Annotated in this window: 19 protein-coding genes; 13 read left to right on the top strand and 6 right to left on the bottom strand. The window is 72.1% G+C overall.

The features are described 5' to 3' along the window. Positions 1-3: 3 nt before the first annotated feature. Positions 4-2,571, bottom strand: a complete 2,568-nt coding sequence (locus tag ACKOB8_RS04065; RefSeq protein WP_526375903.1) for a beta-propeller fold lactonase family protein — start codon at positions 2,569-2,571, stop codon at positions 4-6. 125 nt (positions 2,572-2,696) lie between these two features. Then, positions 2,697-3,656, bottom strand: a complete 960-nt coding sequence (locus tag ACKOB8_RS04060) for a 5'-3' exonuclease (RefSeq protein ID WP_526375901.1) — start codon at positions 3,654-3,656, stop codon at positions 2,697-2,699. A gap of 35 nt (positions 3,657-3,691) precedes the next feature. Here ACKOB8_RS04060 and ACKOB8_RS04055 point away from each other — a divergent pair, with 35 nt between their 5' ends. After that, entirely contained in the window at positions 3,692-4,822 is a 1,131-nt protein-coding gene (locus ACKOB8_RS04055) for a M24 family metallopeptidase (protein ID WP_526375899.1), read from the top strand. 6 nt (positions 4,823-4,828) lie between these two features. On the opposite strand, the gene ACKOB8_RS04050 is transcribed toward ACKOB8_RS04055, so the two are convergent. After that, positions 4,829-5,242, bottom strand: a complete 414-nt coding sequence (locus ACKOB8_RS04050; protein ID WP_526375897.1) for a F420-dependent biliverdin reductase — start codon at positions 5,240-5,242, stop codon at positions 4,829-4,831. A gap of 35 nt (positions 5,243-5,277) precedes the next feature. Here ACKOB8_RS04050 and dprE2 point away from each other — a divergent pair, with 35 nt between their 5' ends. From dprE2 to ACKOB8_RS04030, 4 genes are read left to right on the top strand one after another with little or no spacing between them, the layout of a single operon-like run. Continuing rightward, complete coding sequence (gene dprE2 / locus ACKOB8_RS04045; RefSeq protein ID WP_526375895.1) at positions 5,278-6,036, top strand: decaprenylphospho-beta-D-erythro-pentofuranosid-2-ulose 2-reductase; 759 nt, start codon at positions 5,278-5,280, stop codon at positions 6,034-6,036. Then, entirely contained in the window at positions 6,033-7,229 is a 1,197-nt protein-coding gene (cbiE, locus tag ACKOB8_RS04040; RefSeq protein WP_526375893.1) for a precorrin-6y C5,15-methyltransferase (decarboxylating) subunit CbiE, read from the top strand. Before dprE2 ends, cbiE begins: the two co-directional genes overlap by 4 nt. Then, positions 7,226-7,981, top strand: coding sequence for a precorrin-4 C(11)-methyltransferase (cobM, locus tag ACKOB8_RS04035; protein WP_526375945.1), 756 nt, complete (start codon positions 7,226-7,228; stop codon positions 7,979-7,981). The genes cbiE and cobM overlap by 4 nt, the downstream gene beginning before the upstream one ends. After that, the gene (locus ACKOB8_RS04030) at positions 7,981-8,727 is read left to right on the top strand and encodes a cobalt-precorrin-6A reductase (protein ID WP_526375891.1); all 747 of its coding nucleotides are present in this window, start codon (positions 7,981-7,983) and stop codon (positions 8,725-8,727) included. Before cobM ends, ACKOB8_RS04030 begins: the two co-directional genes overlap by 1 nt. On the opposite strand, the gene ACKOB8_RS04025 is transcribed toward ACKOB8_RS04030, so the two are convergent. From ACKOB8_RS04025 to cobG, 3 genes are read right to left on the bottom strand one after another with little or no spacing between them, the layout of a single operon-like run. Further along, the gene (locus ACKOB8_RS04025) at positions 8,715-10,190 is read right to left on the bottom strand and encodes a precorrin-2 C(20)-methyltransferase (protein WP_526375889.1); all 1,476 of its coding nucleotides are present in this window, start codon (positions 10,188-10,190) and stop codon (positions 8,715-8,717) included. The genes ACKOB8_RS04030 and ACKOB8_RS04025 overlap by 13 nt on opposite strands. Beyond that, entirely contained in the window at positions 10,187-10,810 is a 624-nt protein-coding gene (locus ACKOB8_RS04020) for a precorrin-8X methylmutase (RefSeq protein WP_526375887.1), read from the bottom strand. Before ACKOB8_RS04020 ends, ACKOB8_RS04025 begins: the two co-directional genes overlap by 4 nt. A gap of 9 nt (positions 10,811-10,819) precedes the next feature. Then, on the bottom strand, positions 10,820-11,980 hold the full coding sequence (gene cobG, locus ACKOB8_RS04015) for a precorrin-3B synthase (protein ID WP_526375943.1): 1,161 nt from the start codon (positions 11,978-11,980) through the stop codon (positions 10,820-10,822). A 187-nt stretch (positions 11,981-12,167) separates the two neighbouring features. Here cobG and ACKOB8_RS04010 point away from each other — a divergent pair, with 187 nt between their 5' ends. The 8 genes from ACKOB8_RS04010 to ACKOB8_RS03975 all read left to right on the top strand — a co-directional run bounded on the left by ACKOB8_RS04010 (position 12,168) and on the right by ACKOB8_RS03975 (position 21,351). After that, a complete protein-coding gene (locus ACKOB8_RS04010; protein ID WP_526375885.1) occupies positions 12,168-13,058 on the top strand; it encodes a DUF4129 domain-containing protein in 891 nt (296 codons plus the stop codon). A gap of 7 nt (positions 13,059-13,065) precedes the next feature. Beyond that, a complete protein-coding gene (locus ACKOB8_RS04005; RefSeq protein WP_526375883.1) occupies positions 13,066-13,539 on the top strand; it encodes a hypothetical protein in 474 nt (157 codons plus the stop codon). Continuing rightward, the gene (locus ACKOB8_RS04000) at positions 13,536-14,501 is read left to right on the top strand and encodes an AAA family ATPase (protein ID WP_526375881.1); all 966 of its coding nucleotides are present in this window, start codon (positions 13,536-13,538) and stop codon (positions 14,499-14,501) included. The genes ACKOB8_RS04005 and ACKOB8_RS04000 overlap by 4 nt, the downstream gene beginning before the upstream one ends. Before the next feature lies 1 nt (position 14,502). Beyond that, positions 14,503-15,780 (top strand): DUF58 domain-containing protein, encoded by a 1,278-nt coding sequence (locus ACKOB8_RS03995; protein ID WP_526375879.1) that lies wholly within the window; start codon positions 14,503-14,505, stop codon positions 15,778-15,780. Further along, positions 15,777-16,268: a hypothetical protein gene (locus tag ACKOB8_RS03990; RefSeq protein WP_526375877.1), complete on the top strand. Its 492-nt coding sequence runs from the start codon at positions 15,777-15,779 to the stop codon at positions 16,266-16,268. Before ACKOB8_RS03995 ends, ACKOB8_RS03990 begins: the two co-directional genes overlap by 4 nt. A 10-nt stretch (positions 16,269-16,278) precedes the next feature. Next, positions 16,279-19,854, top strand: coding sequence for a cobaltochelatase subunit CobN (gene cobN, locus ACKOB8_RS03985; RefSeq protein WP_526375875.1), 3,576 nt, complete (start codon positions 16,279-16,281; stop codon positions 19,852-19,854). A 47-nt stretch (positions 19,855-19,901) separates the two neighbouring features. Continuing rightward, positions 19,902-20,906: a YVTN family beta-propeller repeat protein gene (locus tag ACKOB8_RS03980; RefSeq protein ID WP_526375873.1), complete on the top strand. Its 1,005-nt coding sequence runs from the start codon at positions 19,902-19,904 to the stop codon at positions 20,904-20,906. Positions 20,907-20,970: 64 nt separating this feature from the next. Beyond that, complete coding sequence (locus ACKOB8_RS03975) at positions 20,971-21,351, top strand: PPOX class F420-dependent oxidoreductase (protein WP_526375871.1); 381 nt, start codon at positions 20,971-20,973, stop codon at positions 21,349-21,351. Positions 21,352-21,541 lie beyond the last annotated feature (190 nt).

Genomic DNA, 21,541 nt, shown 5'->3' with positions numbered 1-21,541 from the left:
GGGTTACCACCACCGCGGGGTGATCGCCAGGGTGTAGGGAGCGGAGCCGTTGGGTGCGGGGATCGTGGCGGTCACCGTGTTGCTGGTCGTGTTGATCACCTGGACTTTGCCGCCGGTCAAGGTGTCGACGTCGCCGAGGGTGACGTACGCGTAAGCCCCGTTGGGGGTGACCGCCACGGCCCAGGGGCGGACTCCGCTACCGCCGGTCAGAGTGATGGTGGTAGCGACGATGTCGCTGGCGGTATCGATCACCGACAGTAAACCGGTCCCGCCGGTCTCGATATCGTCGACTGTGACGTACACGAAGTCGCCGTCCGGCGTCACCGCGACCGCGAAGGGACTCGGGTCAAGCCTGATGACGGCGGTGATGGCGTTGGTGGCAGTGTCGATCACCTGAACAGTGGCGCCACCGGCCGGATCAAAGAAGCTGAAGGTGGAGAAGTAGACCTGTCCGCTGTAAGTCGCAACGCCAGATGGAACCGCTCCCGAGGATCCCACCGGGTCAATGGTCGCGGTGACGGTGTTGGTCGCAGTGTCGATCACCACGACGCTGCCGAGGGTCGGATCAAGAGTCGCGGTGAGGTACACCCTGCCACCGTCCGGGGTGATCGCCGGGTTAGAGCCTGAGCCTTCCACCGGGATGGTCGTTGTGACGGTGTTGGTGGCAGTGCTGATCACCGCCACGGTCGAGTTCCCATCAGCACCTGCGACAGTCGCGTAGGCACGGCTGCCGTCCGGGGTGATCGCAAGTCCGAACGCGTCTCCGCTGAGCGGGATCGCCGTCGTGATGGTGTTGGAGACGGTGTCGATCACCGACACCGTGGTGGCCTCGCCGTCTGCTGAGTAGCCCTCGCCGACGTAGGCCCGGGTTCCGTCCGGTGTGATGGCGATTCCCCAGGGTTTGCCAGGGAGGGCGATGGTCGCGGTGACGGGGTTGGTGGCAGTGTCGATGACCGAGACCGTGTTGCTGCCGTTGTTGGTGACGTAGGCGCGGGGGGCCGAGGCGGCTCCGCCGGTGCCGCCGGTTCCGCCGCCGCCACCGGTCCCGCCGGTTGCGGTGTTTCCTGCGGTGCCTGTCTGGCCAGTACTGCCGAAGAGTCCACCACCGGTTCCGCCGGTTCCTCCTGTTCCGCCGGTGCCGCCTGCGGCTTGGGTTGCGGCGGGTCCGGTGCCGCCGGATCCGCCCGCACCGCCGTCGCCGCCTTCCCCGCCGGGGGCGGGGGCAAGTCCGCCGGCCGTGCCGTCGCCGCCCTTGCCGCCGGCCCCGCCGGTTCCGCCGGCGCCGCCTTGGCCGGGGGTTGTGCCGCCGCCGCCGGTGCCTCCGTCGCCACCTGCTCCGCCGTTGCCGCCGGTCTGTCCGACTCCGCCCTTGGAGCCGGTGCCGGCGTTTCCTCCGGTTCCTCCGGTGCCGCCGTTGCCTTGGTTTGCGGTGGTCCCGGGGGTGCCGGTTTGGGCGATGAGGAAGAGCAGTCGTCCGATGCCGGGGGCGCCGGGGGTGCCGGTGGTGCCGCCGTCGCCGCCGTTACCGCCTTGGCCGCCGTTGCCGGCGTTTTGGCCGGCGATCAGGGGGCTGTAGCCGGCACCGCCGCTGCCGCCGGCACCGCCGTCACCACCGGTGCCGGCGGCACCGCCGTCACCGCCGCGGCCCAGGATCCAGCTTCCTTCGCCGCCGTCGCCGCCGGTGCCGCCTGCTGAGCCTGCGCTGCCGTTGCCGCCGGTGGTTCCGTTGGGGGTTGCGGCGCTGCCGCCGGCACCGGGGGTGCCGCCTGCGCCGGGGGTGCCGGTTCCGCCTGCGCCGCCGTTGCCGCCGTCGCCGAAGATCGACAGCAGTCCAGTGCTGCCGCCGTCACCGCCGTTGGTGCTGGGGGCGCCGGTTCCGCCGTCACCGCCGCTGCCGGTGATCAGTCCACCGGCGCCGCCGTCACCGCCGGTGCCGTTGTTGATCGCGGCCACCCCGGCGCCGCCGTTGCCGCCGGTGCCGAACCAGCCGGCGCTGCCGCCGTTGCCGCCGTTGAACCCGTTGCCGCCGTTGCCGATCAGTCCGCCGTTGCCGCCGGCACAGGGGCCGGTCGGGCAGGTGTCTGCGGTCCAGCTGTAGCCGTTGCCGAGCAGGATCCCGGCATTGGGTTTCTCTGCGGTGCCGTCGCCGATGAAGATCCCGATGAAGTCGGAGATCGGGTCGGCCGCGGCGGTGCTCAGTGCTGAGCGGGGCCGGGTGGTTTGCACGCTGGTGGTGGCGCGCCGCGGTGGGGGTGCTGAGCTGAGTTGGCCCGCCAGCGCGACCGCGGCCGCCGGGGCCGGGGGCCGCTGGTCGTGTCGTGTCTGCCCGGTGCGCGCAGCCCTGGTCGGGCTGAGCTGGTCGCGCACCGCGCTGAGCGCGGTGGCCCGGGGTGCGGTGCGCCCCGCACGGGTCGGGCCCGCATCAGCCGCCGAGCGTGTGGTCGCCTGCGCGACGCCCGATCCCTCGGCGCTGTCCGCGGAGGCCACCGCCGGCACCACCCCCAGAACCACACCCACACCCAGCGCCGCCGCCAAGGCACCGACCCGTCCCACCGACAACGCCGAACCCACACAAAGGGCATACCTGTGCAACACCGTGACGCCTCCCGATCACCCGGACACCGACCCGGTCAGCCTAGGAGCGTGGGTAAGCCTCGCGACGGGTTTCACCTGAAAGCAACGGGGTGCAGAGCGGCTCACGCGAGACCCATTGCCTGGCGCAGCCGCCCGACCGGCGAGACCACCCCGTAGCGCTCGGCCAGCTCGGCAAGCCCGGCGGGATCGACGGCGGCCTTCGGCAGATGGTCGTCGGCGGTCGACAACTCCACCGGGGCATCACGCGCGACGAAGACCACCGGCAGCGCGGCCTCGATGTAGGCGAGTGCCGAGACGATTCTGGTCCGAAAGCCGGCCGGCAGATCCGATTGCGGGTCGGCAGCGGCGGCGAGGATCCGCTCGAGTGACCCGTAGCGGTTCAGCATCGTCGCCGCGGTCTTCTCCCCGACACCCGGCACCCCGGGCAGCCCGTCGGACGGGTCACCGCGCAGCAGCGCCAGTTCGGCGTAGGCCGCCCCGGCGCGGCCCCGCGGCACGCCGTAGCGTTCGGCCACCTCGGCGGGCCCGAACAGCGTCGCCTTGGCCATGCCCCCGCCCAGGTAGAGCACCCGCACCGGCACCGGTGTGTCGGCGACCAGCTGCAGCAGGTCGCGATCGCCGCTGACCACCACCACCGGATCTCGGCGCTCTGTGGCGGCCAGGGTGCCGATCACGTCGTCGGCCTCGAACCCCTGCGCGCCGGCGGTGGCGATCCCGAGCGCGGCGAGGATCTCGGCGATCATCTCGACCTGCGGGCCCAGATCGTCGGGTACCTCCTCGGTGTCGGCGTCGGTGTCGTCGAGCTCATCGACCTCGGCGGCCACCCGGTGGGCTTTGTACGACGGGATCAGGTCCACCCGGAACTGCGGGCGCCAATCCAGATCGAGACAGACCGCCAAGCGTCCGGGCCGGTGCTGATCGATGACCTTGGCCATGCTGTCGAGGAAACCGCGGACCGCGTTGACCGGACGGCCGTCCGGCGCGGTGATCGAGGACGGCAGCGCGAAGTAGGACCGAAACCACATGCTGGCACCGTCAAGCAGCATCACCGGAGCGGACATACCCGCACGCTAGCCTGCCCACTAGCCTTGCCCCCATGACCGCTGCCCGCTTCGCCAGCGAGGTCTACGCCCATCGGCTGGCCGCCGCGGCGGCGAGCGCCGGTCAGGCCGGACTCGCCGGACTGGTCATCACCCCCGGCTACGACCTGCGGTACCTCATCGGGTCGCGGGCGCAGACCTTCGAGCGACTGACCGCGCTGGTGGTGCCCGCCTCGGGAGCTGAGCCGGTGGTGGTGCTGCCGCGCCTGGAACTGGCCGCTCTGCGCCAGTCCGCGGCGGCCGACCTGAACCTCGACATGCGGGACTGGGTCGACGGGGAGGATCCCTACACACTGGTCGCCGACGCGCTGGGCGGACACGCGCGGGCGGGGGTCACCGACTCGATGCCGGCCCTGCATCTGCTGCCGCTGGCCGGGAAACTCGGCGCGGTTCCGGTGCTGGCCACGCCGGTGCTGGCCGGCTTGCGGATGATCAAGGACGCCGCCGAGGTCGAGGCGCTGCGCGCCGCCGGCGCTGCCATCGACCGGGTGCACGCCCGGGTGCCGGAATTCCTGCGCCCCGGGCGCACCGAGGCTCAGGTCGCCGCTGACATCACCGAAGCCATTGTGGCCGAGGGGCATTCGGAGGCAACCTTCGTCATCGTCGGTTCCGGACCCAACGGCGCCGACCCGCACCACCGTCACTCCGACCGTGTCCTGCAGCCCGGCGACGTGGTCGTCGTCGACATCGGCGGACCCGTCGAGCCGGGCTACCACTCCGACTGCACCCGCACCTACAGTCTGGGCGAGCCGGCGAGCGACGTCGCCGAGCGCTACGCGGCGCTGCAGCGGGCGCAGGCCGCCGCGGTGGCCGCGGTGCGACCCGGAGTCAGTGCCGAGCAGGTCGACGCCGCCGCCCGCGACGTGCTCGCCGCGGCGGGGCTGGGGGAGTTCTTCGTGCACCGGACCGGGCATGGCATCGGCCTGTCGGTGCACGAGGAGCCCTACATCGTGGCGGGAAACCACCTGCCGCTGGCCGAGGGCATGGCGTTCAGCGTGGAGCCGGGCATCTACTTCCCGGGGAGGTGGGGCGCGCGCATCGAGGACATCGTGGTCGTCACCGCAGCCGGGGCCGCGGCGGTCAATGCCCGGCCGCACGAGTTGACCGTGGTGCCCCTCGCGCGCTGAGGGCGATCAGTCCGCGGAGCGGTCGAGCAGGGTGGAGGATCCCAGCACGCGTTCGATGAGCACCTCGATCACCACCCGTTTCGGGTTGGGCCGGGGGGTGCGGTAGCGCTGGGCGTAACGCAGTTCGGCATCGCGGATCGCCTCGGGATCGCGGTTGACCCCGGCGCGGCCCTCCAGCGAGAGCCACCGGGCCCCGTCGACCTGGGAGACGACGCCGACCGTGCTGCGCTCGGCGTTGACCGCCTTCTGCGATCCGTCGCTGGTGATCACCCGGGCGATGTGCGTCTGGGGGTCGAAGGTGAACCCGACGGCGACCACGTGCGGCGAACCGTCGGCGCGCAGCGTGGTCAGCATCGCCAGGTGGCGTTCGGTGAGGAATTCGAGCGCGTCGCTGGTCAGCCGGGTGGTGGTATTGGCCATCGGTGCCCACGCTAGCGCAGTGAATAATCGCAGCCATGGAGGACACGGCCGACGCGGCCGCAGATGTCGTGCTGGTTCTGGGCGGGCGTAGTGAGATCGGGGTCGAACTCGCCACGCACCTGGCGCCGGGTTCGGTGGTGGTGCTGGCCGCCCGAGGTGCCGACCGCCTCGACGCCGAGGTCGCCGCGGTGCGCGCGGCCGGTGCCGCCGCGGTGCACACCGTCGAGTTCGACGCCGACGATCTGGCCACCCACGCTGTCCTGGTCGACAAGGTGACCGCCGAGTTCGGGCCGGTCGGCACCGCGGTGCTGGCCTTCGGAGTGCTCGGTGAGCAGTCCGTTGCGGAATGCGACCCCGCCCACGCGGTCGCCATCGTGCACACCGATTACGTCGCGCAGGTCAGCCTGCTCACCCTGCTGGCCGCGCAGATGCGTGCGGCGCGGCGCGGGCGGCTGGTGGTGTTCTCCTCGGTGGCCGGGGCCCGGGTGCGCCGGGCCAACTACGTCTACGGCTCGGCGAAGGCCGGCCTGGACGGCTTCGCCAGCGGACTGTCCGATGCCCTGCACGGCAGCGGCGTGACATTGTTGATCGTCCGCCCCGGATTCGTCGTCGGGCGCATGACCCGCGGCATGCAACCCGCCCCGCTGTCGAGCACACCCGCACAGGTCGCCGCGGCGACCGCGCGCGCGCTGGCGCGGGGCCGGCGCGTGGTGTGGGTGCCCTGGGCGCTTCGGCCGGTGTTCTTCGGTCTGCGGCTGCTGCCGCAGGCGATCTGGCGCAGGATGCCCCGATGACCCCGACGATCGTGGTGGTCGGCATCGGGGCCGACGGAGTGGGCGGGCTGTCACCGGAGTCGCTTCGCGAACTGCGCCGCGCCACGGTGATCTACGGCTCACCGCGACAGCTGGAACTGCTCGGCGACGCCGACGACTCCATCAGCGCACCCCGGCGCTGCTGGCCCTCGCCGATGCTGCCCGCACTGCAAACCCTGCTCGCCGATGCGCCGGGTGACGTTCACGTCGTCGCCAGTGGCGATCCGCTGCTGCACGGCATCGCCGGCCGGCTGGTCGCCCTGTACGGGGCCGAGTCGGTCCGGGTTCTGCCGCATGTCTCTTCGGTGACTCTCGCGTGTGCCCGGCTGGGCTGGGCCGGGCAGGACACCGAGGTGATCAGCCTGGTGACCGCGCCCGCGCACACCGCCGTGCGCCGCGGCGGTCAGGCGGTGGTGCTCTGTCGCGACCGGAACACACCGGCCGCGCTGGGCGCGATTCTCACTGAAACCGGCTGCGGTGCATCGGTATTCACCGTGCTCGAACAGCTTGGTGGTCCGTGGGAGCGGATCCGCACCGGCCGAGCCGACGCGTGGGCGGCTGAGCCGGCGACCGATGTCGACGATCTCTCCGTCATCGCGGTCCGCTATCTGCCTGAGCGGAGAGTCGGGCAGGTGCTGCCCGACGACGTGTTCGGCCACGACGGACAGATCACCAAGCAGTCGGTGCGCGCGGTGACGCTTTCGGCGCTGGCGCCCCGGCCCGGCGAGATGCTCTGGGATGTCGGGTCCGGCTCGGGCAGCATCGCCGTCGAATGGTGCCGCAGCGCCCGCGGGTGCCGGGCGGTGGCCTTCGAGGTCGACGCCGCGCGCCGTGGCCGCATCGCCGCCAACGCCCGGGCCTTCGGCTGTGACATCGAGGTGCGCGGACCGGCGCCCGGGGACTTCGACGGCGCCGCGCCGCCCGACGCCATCTTCATCGGCGGAGGGCTGAGTACCGAGAACCTCCTCGACGAGTGCCTGGCGCGGATCAACGGTGGCGGCCGCCTGGTCGTCAACGCCGTCACGGCGGAGTCCGAAGCGATTCTGGTGCAGTGGCATTCCCGACTCGGTGGCGAGCTGGCCCGTTTCCAGCACTACCGCGGCGAACCGCTGGGCGGTTTCACCGGCTGGCGCCCGGCGATGCCGATCACCCAGTGGGTGGTCAGTCCCGGGTGACCGTCTACTTCATCGGTGCCGGACCCGGAGCCGCCGATCTGATCACCGTGCGCGGACAGCGGCTCATCGAGCGCTGCGAGGTCTGCCTCTACGCCGGCTCGATCCTGCCCGGGGAACTGGTGCAGAGCTGCCCGCCCGGAGCGCGAGTGATCGACACCGGGCCGCTGACCCTCGAACAGATCGTCGCGGAGCTCGCCGCCGCGCACCGCGACGGCAAGGACGTCGCGCGGCTGCACTCGGGTGATCCGTCGCTCTACAGCGCGGTGGCCGAACAGTGCCGGCGCCTTGCCGAACTCGGCGTCCCGTTCGAGATCGTGCCAGGCGTGCCGGCGTTCGCCGCCGCCGCGGCGGTCCTCGGCCGGGAGCTCACCGTGCCCGGAGTCGCCCAGTCGGTCATCCTGACCCGGGTCGCCACCCTGTCCACGCCGCTGCCCGCCGGGGAGGACCTCGCCGAGCTGGCCCGGGCGCAGACCACGCTGGTGATCCATCTCGCGGCACACCGCGTCGAGGCGATCGTGCCGCAGCTGCTGCACGGCGGGTACCCCCCGCAGACCCCGGTGGCCGTCGTCGCGTTCGCCAGCCGCCCCGAGCAGCAGGTGTTGCGCGGCACGCTGGCCGACATCGCCGGACAGGTGCGCTCCGCCGCGATCACCCGCACGGCGGTGATCATCGTCGGTGCGGCACTGACGGCCGGCGAGTTCCCCGACAGCTATCTCTATTCGTCCGGGCGGCGACGGGGGAGCCGGCACTGATGCGCATCCTGCTGCTGGGCGGCACCGCCGAGGCGCGCGAACTGGCCGGGCACCTGCATCCGGACGCCGAGGTCATCACCTCACTGGCCGGGCGGATACCCGATCCGGCGCTACCGGTGGGCGCGGTCCGCATCGGGGGATTCGGCGGCCCCGGCGGTTTGCGAGAGTGGTTGTGTGGCAACCGAATCCAGGCTGTCATCGACGCCACCCACCCCTTCGCTGCGACCATCACCGGCAACGGTGCCCAGGCCTGCGCCGAACTCGGTCTGCCGCACCTGGTGCTGTGCCGTCCGGCCTGGGAACCCGCCGGCGCGCACCTGGTCGGCTCCGTGTCCGCGGCCGCGGAGCTGGTGGCGACCCGGGGCTATCCGCGGGTGTTCCTCACCACCGGGCGGTCCGGACTGCACGCCTTCACCGCCGGCGACGCGTGGTTCCTCATCCGGGTCGTCACCCCGCCGGATCCCGCCGTGCTGCCGCGGCGGCACGAGGTGGCGCTCTCCCGGGGGCCCTACCGCTATGACGACGAGCGGGCGCTGCTCGAGCGGCACCAAATCCAGGTGCTGGTGACCAAGAACAGCGGGGGAGAACTGACCCGGGCCAAGCTCGATGCCGCGCGGGCACTCGGTGTCGACGTGGTGATGATCGAACGACCGCCGCTGCCGCCCGGGGTGCGGGTCGTCGGCACAGTCGGGGAGGCGCTGGACTGGGTCGGCTCCGGCGCGCTCGGGACGCCTCAGCCGGGGTAGCGCCGAGGGGTGAAAACCACGTCGCCGGCCGAGCCGGGATACCACTGGGTCTGCGACGAGCCGACGATCAGCAGGCAGCGCATGTCGATTCCGGCGGGGTCGAGATCGGCCAGCCGCACCACACTCACCGATTCGGCGGGTCCGGACACGTCGCGCCCGATCACCACCGGGGTTCCGGCGTCGCGATGTTGGAGAAGCAGATCGCGCATCGCGGCGACCTGCCAGGTGCGGGTGGTCGACGCCGGGTTGTAGATCGCCAGCACCAGATCCGAGGCGGCCGCCGCGGACAGCCGTGCGGCGATCACTTCCCAACCCTTGAGACGGTCGGACAGGGAGAGCACCGCGTAGTCGTGCCCGAGCGGTGCGCCCACCCGACTGGCCACCGCCTGCGCCGCGGTCATCGCGGGGATCACCCGCACCGTCACCCCCGGCCACTGCTTGGCCTCCTCGAGGACCGCGGTGGCCATCGCGAACACCCCGGGATCCCCGGAGGACACCACCGCGACCGCCCGGCCCTGCTCGGCCAGTTCGCAGGCCAGCCGCGCCCGCTCACTCTCGGCGGTGTTGTCGCTGCGGTGACGGCGCTGACCCGGGCAGGGGGCGACCCGGTCCAGATAGGGTCCGTAGCCGATCAGGTCGGTGGCGGTGGCCAGTTCGCGCCGGCTCTGCGGCGTCATCCAGTCCGCGCTGCCCGGCCCGAGCCCGACCACCGCAACCGTCCCGGTCTGCGGGGCGGGGCGCGCGGCCCGGCCGGTTCCCGGCAGGATCGCCAGCGAGAAGTACGGCACCGCCGACCCGTCGACCTCCGCGGCGGGGCGCACCACCTGCGAGTCGGTGCTGGCCCGCTCCACGTAGACCGTGTCCCCGAGCCGTCCGGCCGCCGAAAGCGCTTCGCGCACTTGCGGATACGTTCTTCCCAGCTTCATCACCACGGCTGCGTCGGCGTCGGCCAGGCGACGGGCGAGTTCACCGACGGGCAGCGTTCCCGGAAGCACACTGAGCACCTCCTCCCCGGTCACCAGCGGCGTCGCGATCGCCGCGGAGGCCGCACTCAGCGAGGTCACCCCCGGCACGATCACCGCTGCAAAGCGGTCCGCCAGCCGGGTGTGGATGTGCATGTAGGAGCTGTAGAACAGCGGATCGCCCTCGGCCAGCAGGGCGACGTCGCGGCCGGCGTCGAGGTGCGCGGCGAGCCGGTCGGCGGCCTCCCGGTAGAAGTCCTCCATCGCCCCCTCATATCCGCCGGGGTGATCGGTGGCTTCGGTGGTCACCGGGTAGACCAGATGTTCCTCGATCTGGCCGGGCCGCAGGTAGGGCTCGGCGATGCGGCGCGCAATGCTGCGCCCGTGTCGTGCGCTGTGGTAGGCCACCACGTCGGCCTCGCCGATCACCCGCGCGGCCTTGACCGTCACCAGCTCCGGGTCGCCCGGGCCCAGCCCGACACCGAACAGGGTTCCGCTCATTGCGGCGCACCGGCTATCGCGTTGACGGCCGCCGCGGCCATCGCGCTGCCGCCGCGGCGTCCCAGCACCACCAGGTAGTCCATCTCGCGGGGGTGGTCGACCAGCTCCTGTTTGGACTGTGCCGAGCCGACGAACCCAACCGGTCCGCCCAACACCGAGACGGGAGCGGGCATGCCCTCGTCGATCAGTTCCAGCAGCCGGAACAGCGCTGTCGGGGCGTTGCCGATCGCCAGCACCGCCCCGGCCATCCGGTCGGCCCACAGTTCCACCCCGGCTGCCGAGCGGGTGATGGAGCGGCGGGCCGCAAGGTCGGCCGCGCGCGGGTCGGCGACCAGCGACACCACTTCGTTTCCCAGCGACCGGGTGGCGGTGATGCCGGCCGCGACCATCGACGAGTCGCACAGCACCGGCGCGCCGGACTCCAGCGCGGCCCGGGTGGCGGCGACGACGCCGGGGGTGTAGGCCACCTCGTCGGTCAGGTCGACCTGTCCGCAGGTGTGGATCAGCCGCACGACCACCGCGGCGACGTCGGCCGGGAAGCGCTGCAGATCGGCCTCGGCGCGGATCGTCGCGAACGACTGCCGGTAGATCTCGGCGGCGTCGCGAATGTAGTCGAGCACCCGCTCAGCCTAGGGGCATCCGCTCTGCGGTCCGGCGCAGCGGGGCAGCCGGAGGTATCCGGTCGCGGTGGCCATCATGACGTCCGCCCCCGCCGGGCTGCCGCAGGCGCGTTCGCAACCCACGAAATGCACCCGGGTGCCCCCGCCCGCGACCCCGGCGGCCACCCGGCGGGCCGCCTCACCGCGCACATCGGCCAGCGACCGTTCACAGCCCGGGCTGCCCACACAGGCGCTGACCGCCAGCCAGCCGGAGTCCCCGTCGAAGACCAGCCCCAGCGGTGCCAGCACCCGCAGCGCGGTGTCGGCGACGCCCGCATCGAGGTCGCACACCAGCACCGAGCGCCATGGGGTGATCACCACCGGTGCGCCGATCGCGGCGAGGAAGCGGGCCTGCCGCGCCGTCAGCACTCCCAGCGGAACCGCGGCGCCGAGGGCCACCTTCCCGTCGTCCTGACAGATCCAGCCGACCGGCGCCCGAGGCGGGGCCGGAAAGGCGGGAAGGTCGCGCACCGGCGTCGCCGTCGCGCGCAACCCGGCGAGCAGCGCCGCCGGGTCGGCTATTTCGGCTACCCGCCAGGCCTGTCCGCGGGCCGCGACGAACCGGGACGCGACCCCGACCATGGCCGCCACCGCCTCGTCGCCGGCCAGGCGCACCCCGCTGTCGTGGCCGGCCAGCAGCAGTGCGACCCCGTCGTCGAGGACGGCGACACCGACGTCGGCGGCCATCCCGGACACGTCGGCGCTGCCGTCGTCGATGCTGAACAGGAACCGTCCGGGCAGCGCGGCCAGCGCCGGTTCGCCGCAGATCGCCCGGTCCAGCCCGATCACCCAGGGCCGCACGTCGGCACGTCCGCCGACCCGCCCCGACAACGGCGACGCGACGATGTTGCGGACCCGCTCGTGGGTCGGCGAGGGCAGCAGACCGGCGCCGGCGAGCGCGTCGGCCACCGCCTCGGTGTCGCTGATGCGGCGCAGCTGGACGTTGCCGCGCGAGGTCAGCTCCACGGTGGCGGACCCGAACCGCTCCGCGGCCTCGGCCAGCGCGTCGAGCTGGGCGGCGGTCAGCAGGCCGCCCGGCAGCCGCACCCGGGCCATCGGCCCGTCGGCGGCCCGGTGCACAAGCAGGGCGCCCGGGCAGGCGTCCGGGGAGGCCCGATCGCGGTCGACCACCACGCCCCCACCGTACGGCTGCGCCGCTGAGCAGCGGGCGTGCCACCATGGGAGGGGCACGATCCGACTCAGGGGGAATGGCATCACGAAGGCAATCACGCAGGCAACCACGCAGGCAATCACGAGGGCAGGCCCATCTCTTTCCCGGCCCGCCGGACGGGCAGCCGTCCTGGCCGGGTTGCTGGTCGTGGCCGCACTCAGCCTGCGCGGGCAGCTGCCCGACGCCCGGACCCAGACCCCGCAACGGGCCGAGGACAGCCCGACGACGCTGGCCGGGATCGCCGTTCTGCTCGCTGTCTCGCTGATCATCCTGGCGATCGCGCTCTACGCCTCGGCGCGCAACCCGGTGCGGGCGACACCCGGTCTGCGGCGTGCCTTCCCGCTCAGCCCCGAATCCGGGCGCGGGCGACTGGACCGGCGTCTGCTGATCGCGGCGGTCGGACTGCTGATGGTGTGGCTCGCGTTTTTCATCCTGCTCAATCAACTGGGTGGGCCCGACGCCGCGGCACCGCCGGCGGGCTCGCGGGCGGTCTCGGATGCCACCGGATCGACCCCGCCGGCCCGCGAGCCGCCGGCGGCGGAGCGACCCGGCGGGGAGGTCTTCGTCCTGCTGGTGACGACCACCGTGGTGATGACGGTGATGATCGTCGCCGGCGCGGTCATCGCCGCACGCCGACGCCGCCGTCCCGGCCCCGTCGCCGCCCCGCTCAGGGCGGGCGACCGGCGTGACGCGCCGCCGGAGGCCGAGCCGCTCGCGGTGGCCGCGGAACTCGGCCTGGCCGAGATCGGCGACCGCAGCCGCGACCCGCGGGAGGCGATCATCGCCTGCTACGCCGCGATGGAGCGGGCGCTGGCCGGTTCGCCGCACGCGGCGCCGCGCGAATCGGACACCCCCTCGGAGGTCCTGGAGCGGGCGGTGGACTCCGGGGTGCTGCGCGCCGGGAGCGCGACTGCGCTGGTCGATCTGTTCGCCGAGGCCCGGTTCAGTGCGCACGTCATGACCGAGGAACACCGGCTGGCGGCCGAGCGGGCGTTGCGCACCGTCCTCGACGACGTGCACAGCGTGGCCGTGCCGTGAGGCCCTCATGAACAAAATCGTCGCCGGCGGCCTGCTGCTGGTGGTCCTGGCCGAGCTGATGACCTTCGTGGTGGCACGGCGCTGGACGCTGCCGGTCGCCGGTGTCGCCGTCGCGCTGCTGGCGTGGGAGTTGCGCGGCAGATTCGCGGGCGTCGGCTCGGGGGAGTCCGGTGATCAGGGTGTCGATGACTCCCTGGAGTCGCTGCACCGGTGGCGGTCGCAGACCCAGGCGATGGTCCGCTGGGCGGACTCGTCGCGCGCCGACTGGGACCGGCACCTGCGCCCCAAACTCGCCCGGGAGTTCGTGCTGGCCACCCGCCAGCGGGACGCATCCGCGTTGGCCGCCACCGGCCAGATGGTCTTCGGCGCCGAGTTGTGGCAGTGGGTCGACCCGCAGAACGTCGCCGCCACGAAGGGCCGTGAGCCCGGTCCCGGGCGGGACACCCTCGACGAGATCCTCCGACGAATGGAACAGCTATGACGACATCGGTCGCCGCGACCACCGCGCGCTGCGAGGCGGTCCTCGACGAGGTCGAGCGGGCAGTCGTCGGCAAGCGCGCCGCGCTCACGCTGATCCTCACCACGGTGCTGGCCGGTGGCCACGTCCTCATCGAGGACCTGCCGGGCATGGGCAAGACCCTGATCGCGCGGTCCTTCGCCGCCACGCTGGGGTTGCGCTTCACCCGGGTGCAGTTCACTCCGGATCTGCTGCCCGCCGACCTGCTCGGCTCGACGATCTACGACATGAGGTCGGGTCAGTTCGACTTCCGGCGCGGCCCGATCTTCACCAACCTGCTGATGGCCGACGAGATCAACCGGACCCCGCCCAAGACCCAGGCGGCGCTGCTGGAGGCGATGGCCGAACGTCAGGTCAGCATCGACGGGGAGACCCACCGGCTGCCCGCGCCGTTCGTCGTGATCGCCACCGACAACCCGATCGAGTTCGAGGGCACCTACCCGCTGCCGGAGGCACAGCTGGACCGGTTCGCCGTCAAGGTGGCGCTGAAGTACCTGTCGGAAAGCGACGAGGCCTCGATGCTGCGCCGGCGGCTGGAGCGGGGCGCGGCCGAGGTGGAGCTCACCGAGATCGTCGACGCCGCAGAGCTGTTGGAGATGCAGGAGGCGGTCGAGCAGGTGTCGGTGCACGACGACGTGCTGCGCTACGTGGTCACGGTGGCCGCGGCCACCCGGAGTCACCCCCAGGTCGTCGTCGGAGCCAGCCCGCGGGCCGAACTCGACCTGGTTCAGCTCGCCCGCGCACGCGCCCTGCTCAGCGGTCGCGACTTCGTGCTGCCCGAGGACATCAAGGCGCTGGCCGTGCCGGCGTTCGGTCACCGGATCACCCTGCGCCCGGAGATGTGGGTGCGCAGTCTGCACGGATCCGACGTGGTCGATCAGTTGCTGCGCAGGCTGCCGGTGCCCCGCGCGCCCGAGCAGGCTTAGCGTGGCCGACGAGGTTCGCCGAGTTGACGTCGAGTTGCGCTGGCGTATCTCGGCGCTGACCCAGTCGCTGTTCGTCTGCGCCGCCGCCGCTCTGGTGGCGGCTCTGGCGTCCGGCCGCTGGCAGCTGCTGCTGTTCGCCGCACCGATGCTGGGCGTGCTGTGCACGATCGGGTGGCAGACCCCGCCGCGGCGGCTCACCGTGGACGCGACACCGGCCCTGCAGCGCTGCTTCGAGGGTGAAGGGGTCGAGATAGTCGCCGAGATTGCGGCGGAGGGCGAGGCGGCGGCCGAGGTGGATGTACGACTCGAGGTGCGCGCGCTGCCCGGCATGCGGCTCGAGTCGCTGCCCGACGGCGACGCGGTGCGACAGCGGGTGTCGGTGTCGGCCGAGCGCTGGGGCCGCTACCCCGTCTCGGCGACGGTGGGCGTGGTGGCACCGGGTGGGCTGCTGACCGCCGCGGCGTCGGCGGAGATCGCCGACGTCCTGGTGTTCCCGCTGGTGCCCCCGCCGTCGACGGCGATCCCGCCCAGCGAAGTGCCCGACCGGCTCGGCACGCACCTGACCCGCCACACCGGTCCCGGGGTGGAGTACGCCGACATCCGCCCCTACGTGCCGGGCGACCAGCTGCGGACCGTCAACTGGGCGGTCAGCGCGCGCCGCGGCAACCTGCACGTCACCGAGCGGCTAACCGACCGCTCCGTCGACGTCGTGGTGCTGGTGGACATGAGCGCGCAGCCGCCCGGGCCCGCGACGGCGGCCACCCAGCGCTCCGTCGAGGGCGCCGTCCAGGTGGTGCAGTCGGCGCTGCGGGCCGGCGACCGGGCCGGGCTGGTCGGGTTGGGCGGGCCGCGCCCGCGCTGGCTGGCGCCCGACATCGGGCAGCGGCAGTTCTATCGGGTCCTCGACACCGTGCTGTGCGCCGGGGTCGGCTATCACCCGATGGAGGGCACCCTCGCCCCGCAGCCGGCCATCCCGCCGCACGCGATCGTGATCGCGTTCTCGACGCTGCTCGACACCGCATTCGGGCTGGCGCTGACCGACCTGTGCAAACGCGGACACCCGGTTGTGGTGGTCGACGTCCTGCAGGGCTATCCGCTCGAGGACGAGGAGGAGCCGATCATGCAGCGGATGTGGGCGCTGCAGCGCTCGGCGATGTACCGCGACATGCGGGTGATCGGGGTCGAGGTGCTGTCCTGGCCGGACGAGGTGACGCTGGAACAGGCGATGCGACTGATACCGCAGGCCACCCGGGCGGTCACCCGCAGGAGATCCCGGTGAGCGCTCCCGCGGGCGCCCAGCCCGCCCCGCTGCTGTCCTCGACGGCATTCGGCGTCCTGATGGTCCTCGCCGCAGCGTGGCCGGCCGGGACCGTCGGTCTGGTCGTGCTCGGGGTGGCGGCGGTCGCCGTGCTGGCGGGGCTGTTCGTGCGGTGGGCGGCCACGGCGGCGGTGCTCCTGACGCTGGCGGGCGGCGCGCTCACCGACCCGCCGGTGCTCTTCGCCGCCGTGTCCGGGGTGAGCGCGGCGGCCTATCTGGTGATCCGGCACGCCGCCGGCGGGCAGGCGGTGACGATGACGATGCCGAGCGTGGCCGGGCTCCTGGGCTTCACCCTCGCCGCTCTGGCCGCCCTGGCCGTGCCGCTGCGGCTGGACTGGGCGCCGCTGCTGGGCCCGGTGGTGATCGTGGCCATCCTCGCGGTGGCCGCGATGCCGCTGTCCGGCTCGGGGGTCGCCGCCCTGGGCGCCGACTCCGAACCGCCCGGTTAGGGTACGAACGGTGACCCGGCCCCTGGTGCTGTTGCTGTCGACGTCGGACACCGATCTGATCACCGCCCGGGCCAGCGGTCTGCCGTTCCGCTGGGCGAACCCGTCCCGGCTGCTCGACGGTGAACTGAGTGGACTGCTCGACGGCGTCGCGGTCGTGGTGGTGCGCATCCTCGGCGGCTACCGGGCGTGGCCGGACGGCATCGACGCGGTCGTCGGCAGCGGGATTCCGACCGTGGTGGTCAGCGGCGAGCAGGCCCCCGACGCCGAATTGATGCAGCGCTCGTCGGTGCCGGCCGGGGTCGCCCTGCAGACCCACGCCTATCTGGCCCAGGGCGGTGTGGACAACCTGTGCCAACTGCACGCGTTCCTGTGCGACACGGTGCTGATGACCGGGTTCGGCTTCACCCCGCCGGTGTCCATGCCGGGGTGGGGAGTGCTGGACCTTCAGGCGCCCGACACCGACGGTCCGGTGGTGGCCCTGCTGTACTACCGGGCCCAGCAGCTCGCCGGCAACACCGGTTACATCGAGGCGCTGTGCGCCGCGATCGAGCACGCCGGCGGGCGGCCGCTGCCGGTGTACTGCACCTCGCTGCGCAATCCCGAGCCGGGACTGCTGGAGCTGCTGGGAAGCGCCGACGCGTTGGTGGTGACCGTGCTGGCCGCCGGCGGGGCGCGTCCCGCGTCGGCCTCGGCGGGCGGCGAGGACGACATGTGGGATGTCAAACACCTTGCCGCCCTTGATGTCCCGATTCTGCAGGGGCTGTGCCTGACCAGTTCCCGGTCGCGCTGGTCGGACAGCGACGACGGACTGAGCCCGCTGGACGTCGCGACCCAGGTCGCGGTGCCCGAGTTCGACGGGCGGATCATCACCGTCCCCTTCTCCTTCAAGGAGATCGACCCCGACGGGCTGATCTCCTATGTTCCCGACACCGAGCGCTGCGCGCGGGTCGCCGGGCTGGCTGTACGGCACGCGATGCTGCGGCGGGTCGCTCCCGCCGACAAGAGGCTGGCGGTGGTGTTCTCGGCGTACCCGACCAAGCACTCCCGGATCGGGAACGCCGTCGGGCTGGACACCCCGGCAAGCGCCATCGCCCTGCTGCGCGCACTGCGCGAGCACGGCTACGACATCGGCGAGGTGCCCGGGGTGGAGGCCCGCGACGGCGACGCGCTGATGCACGCCCTGATCGAGCGGGGCGGGCAGGATCCGTCCTGGCTCACCGAAGGCCACCTGGCCGGCAACCCCGTTCGCGTTTCCGCCGCCCGCTACCGGCAGTGGTTCGCCGGCCTGCCGGTCGGCCTGGCCGAAGCCGTCGTCGCGCACTGGGGCCCGCCGCCGGGGGATCTGTTCGTCGACCGCAGCCGCGACCCCGACGGCGAGATCGTCTTCGCGGCATTGCAATCGGGCAACCTGGTCATCCTCGTGCAACCGCCGCGCGGGTTCGGGGAGAACCCGGTGGCGATCTACCACGACCCGGACCTGCCGCCGAGTCACCACTACCTGGCCACCTACCTGTGGCTGCGGCACGAGTTCGGTGCGCACGCGATGATCCACCTGGGCAAGCACGGCAACCTGGAATGGCTGCCCGGCAAGACGCTGGGGATGTCGGCGGACTGCGCCACCGACGCCGCGCTCGGAGACCTCCCGCTGATCTACCCCTTCCTGGTCAACGACCCCGGCGAGGGCACCCAGGCCAAACGTCGCGCGCACGCGGTGCTCGTCGACCACCTCATTCCCCCCATGGCACGGGCGGAGACCTACGGCGACATCGCGCGGCTGGAGCAACTGCTCGACGAGCACGCCACCATCGCCGCTCTCGACCCGGCCAAGCTGCCCGCCATCCGTCAGCAGATCTGGACGCTGATCCGCGCGGCGAAGATGGACCACGATCTGGGTCTGGCCGAGCGGCCCGAGGACGACAGCTTCGACGACATGCTGCTGGGTGTCGACGGCTGGTTGTGTGAGATCAAGGACGTCCAGATCCGCGACGGCCTGCACATCCTGGCCCGGAACCCGACCGGCGCGGCCGAACTCGATCTGGTGCTGTCCATCCTGCGGGCGCGGCAGTTGTTCGCCGGTGAGCAGCATCTGCCGGGTCTGCGTCAGGCTCTCGGTCTGGCCGAGGACGGCAGCGACGACCGGGCAACCGTCGACGCGGCCGAGGCCGGGGCCCGCGCACTGCTGTCCGCGCTGCAGGCGGCGGGCTGGGACCCCGGATGTGCGGACGGGCTGACCGGCGACCCGGCCGTGGCGGCGATCCTGCGCTTCGCCGCCGAGGAGGTGGTACCCCGACTGGCCGGGACGGCGGGGGAGATCGACCAGGTGCTGCGCGCGCTACAGGGCCGCTACATCGCGGCCGGGCCGTCCGGCTCACCGCTGCGCGGCCTGATCAACGTGCTGCCCACCGGACGCAACTTCTACTCGGTGGACCCCAAGGCGATGCCCTCGCGGCTGGCCTGGGAGACCGGCGTGGCGATGGCCGATTCACTGCTGGAGCGCTACCGCGCCGACCACGGCGACTGGCCGCGCTCGGTCGGCCTTTCGGCGTGGGGCACCTCGGCGATGCGCACCTCCGGTGACGACATCGCCGAGGTGCTCGCCCTGCTCGGGGTGCGGCCGGTCTGGGACGACGCGTCGCGCCGGGTGGTCGGCGTTAAGGCGATCGCGCTCGACGAACTGGGCCGGCCCCGCATCGACGTCACCGTGCGCATCTCCGGCTTCTTCCGCGACGCCTTCCCGCACGTGCTCACCCTGCTCGACGACGCGGTGCGCCTGGTCGCGGATCTCGACGAGCCCGAGGAGCACAACTACGTGCGCGCGCACGCCCAGGCCGACCTCGCCGAACACGGCGACCAACGGCGCGCCACCACAAGGATTTTCGGCTCCAAGCCCGGAACCTACGGGGCGGGACTGCTGCAACTGATCGACAGCCGCAACTGGCGCGACGACGCCGACCTCGCCGAGGTCTACACCGCGTGGGGTGGGTTCGCCTACGGCCGCGGGCTCGACGGCCGGCCGGCCGCCGAGGACATGTCGACGCAGTACCGTCGGATCGCGGTGGCGGCCAAGAACACCGACTGCCGCGAGCACGACATCGCCGACTCCGACGACTACTTCCAATACCACGGCGGCATGATCGCCACCGTCCGCGCCCTGACCGGTCATGCCCCGGCCGCCTACATCGGCGACAACACCCGACCCGACGCGGTGCGCACCCGCACCCTGGGCGAGGAGACCACCCGGGTGTTCCGCGCCCGGGTGGTCAACCCGCGGTGGATGGCCGCGATGCGCCGCCACGGCTACAAGGGCGCCTTCGAGATGGCGGCGACGGTGGACTACCTGTTCGGTTACGACGCGACCGCGGGTGTGATGGCGGATTGGATGTACGAGCAACTCACCGAGTCCTACGTGCTGGATCCGCAGAACCGCAAGTTCCTCTCCGAGTCCAATCCGTGGGCGCTGCACGGGATGTCCGAGCGGCTGCTCGAGGCGGTGGGCCGGGGGATGTGGCAGAGCCCGCAACCCCAGACGCTCAGCGGGCTGCGTCAGGTGCTGCTGGAGACCGAGGGTGATCTCGAGGCGCGATAACCATAGGTGCTCACCGGACCGGATTCCTGCTCATCCCCGTTGCTGCAATGGCGGTGGCGCTGTCCGGCTGCGGTGGGCGCACCGGGGGTCAGGCGACACCCGGCAACGACGATCGACCCACGGACGTCTCCTACCGGGTCACCGCGACCGTGCCGGTCGGCAAGGGACCCAACGGTATCGCCGTGGATCCGGGCACCCGCGCCGTGTACGTCGCCAATACCGAGGACGGCAGTGTCTCGGTGATCGACGGGGAAACGCGCGCGGTCACCAGCCGTATCCCGGTCGGTAACAAGCCCTGGTCCGTCGCGGTGGACCCGAGTACCAACACCATCTTCGTGACCCACCTCTTCGACAACACCGTCTCGGTGATCGACGGCTCGACGCGCGCCGTCACCGCCACGGTGGCCGTTGGCCGCCTTCCCGTCGACGTGGCGGTGGACCCGAACACCCACCTGGTCTACGTCCCGAACGCCAGAGACGAGACGCTGTCGGTCATCGACGGAACAACATCCACCGTTGTGGCCACCGTGAGGGTCGGAGCCAATCCACAGGGTGTGGCGGTGGACCCCGCCCTGAACACCTTCTACGTCATCACCGAGAGGTTCGCGGGGGGCAATCAGCCCGCCACCGGGGCCAATCTGGTGTCGGTGATCGACGCCTCGACACGCACCGTGACCCACACGATTCCGGCCGGCACCGGGCCGCGCGGGGTGGCGGTGGACACCCGTGAGCACGTCGTCTACGTCGCCAACTTCTGGGAGAGCACGGTGTCGATGATCGACGCTCGTCCGCGCGCGGTCGTCGCGGCCGTGCCGGTGCAGAGCATCTCCGCATCCGGCGGACTGGCGGTGGATCCGGGCACCCGCACCGCGTACGTGGTCAACGAACGCGGCGATTCGGTTGCGGTGATCGACGGTTCGGCGCGCGCCGTCAGCGACACCGTGCCCGTCGGTCCGGGTACGCGCGGGGTGGCGGTGGACCCGGGCACGCACACGGTCTATGTCACCAACTCCGACGCCGGCACGGTGTCGGTGATCGAAACCCGGTCGTAGCCGCCGTTCGCCCGGTCGGCGTTCACTCGGCGGCGACGGCTGGGACACGGCTAGGATTTAAGCCATGGCTACCACTTTCGACGAGGTGTCCAAAGCCCAGTACGTCCTGCTGACGACCTTCACCAAGGACGGCCGGCCCAAGCCGACCCCGATCTGGATCGCCCGCGACGGCGACCGGGCGCTGGTGATCACCGAGAAGAACGCGTGGAAGGTGAAGCGGATCCGCAACACGCCCCGGGTGACGCTGGCGGTCTGCGACATGCGCGGCAACGTCAAGGGCGAGGCGGTGGAGGCGGTGGCGACCGTGCTGGACGAGTCGCAGACCGACGCGGTCTACCGCGCCATCACCAATCGTTACGGGCTCGTCGGGAAGGTGTTCACCTTCTTCTCCAAACTCCGCGGCGGCGCCAAGCGCACCGTCGGTCTGGAGATCCGGGCCGCCTGACTCACAGGCCCTGTTCAATCGTCAGGAGCAGGCCTGAGGGGTGTTTGCCTGTCGTACCTCCGCGCTATTTTTAGAACATGGGTTCGATTCAGGTGGCGTTGGATGCGCTCGACGCCGCGGTGGCGCAGCTGGCCGCCGCCGATCTGGACTCGCTGAATCCGGGTGAGCGCTTCGAGGTGTTGGAGAGGCT

This window comes from Mycobacterium sp. (assembly GCF_046091765.1).
Taxonomy (GTDB): Bacteria; Actinomycetota; Actinomycetes; order Mycobacteriales; family Mycobacteriaceae; genus Mycobacterium.
This window is presented reverse-complemented; position numbering and strand designations above follow the sequence as displayed.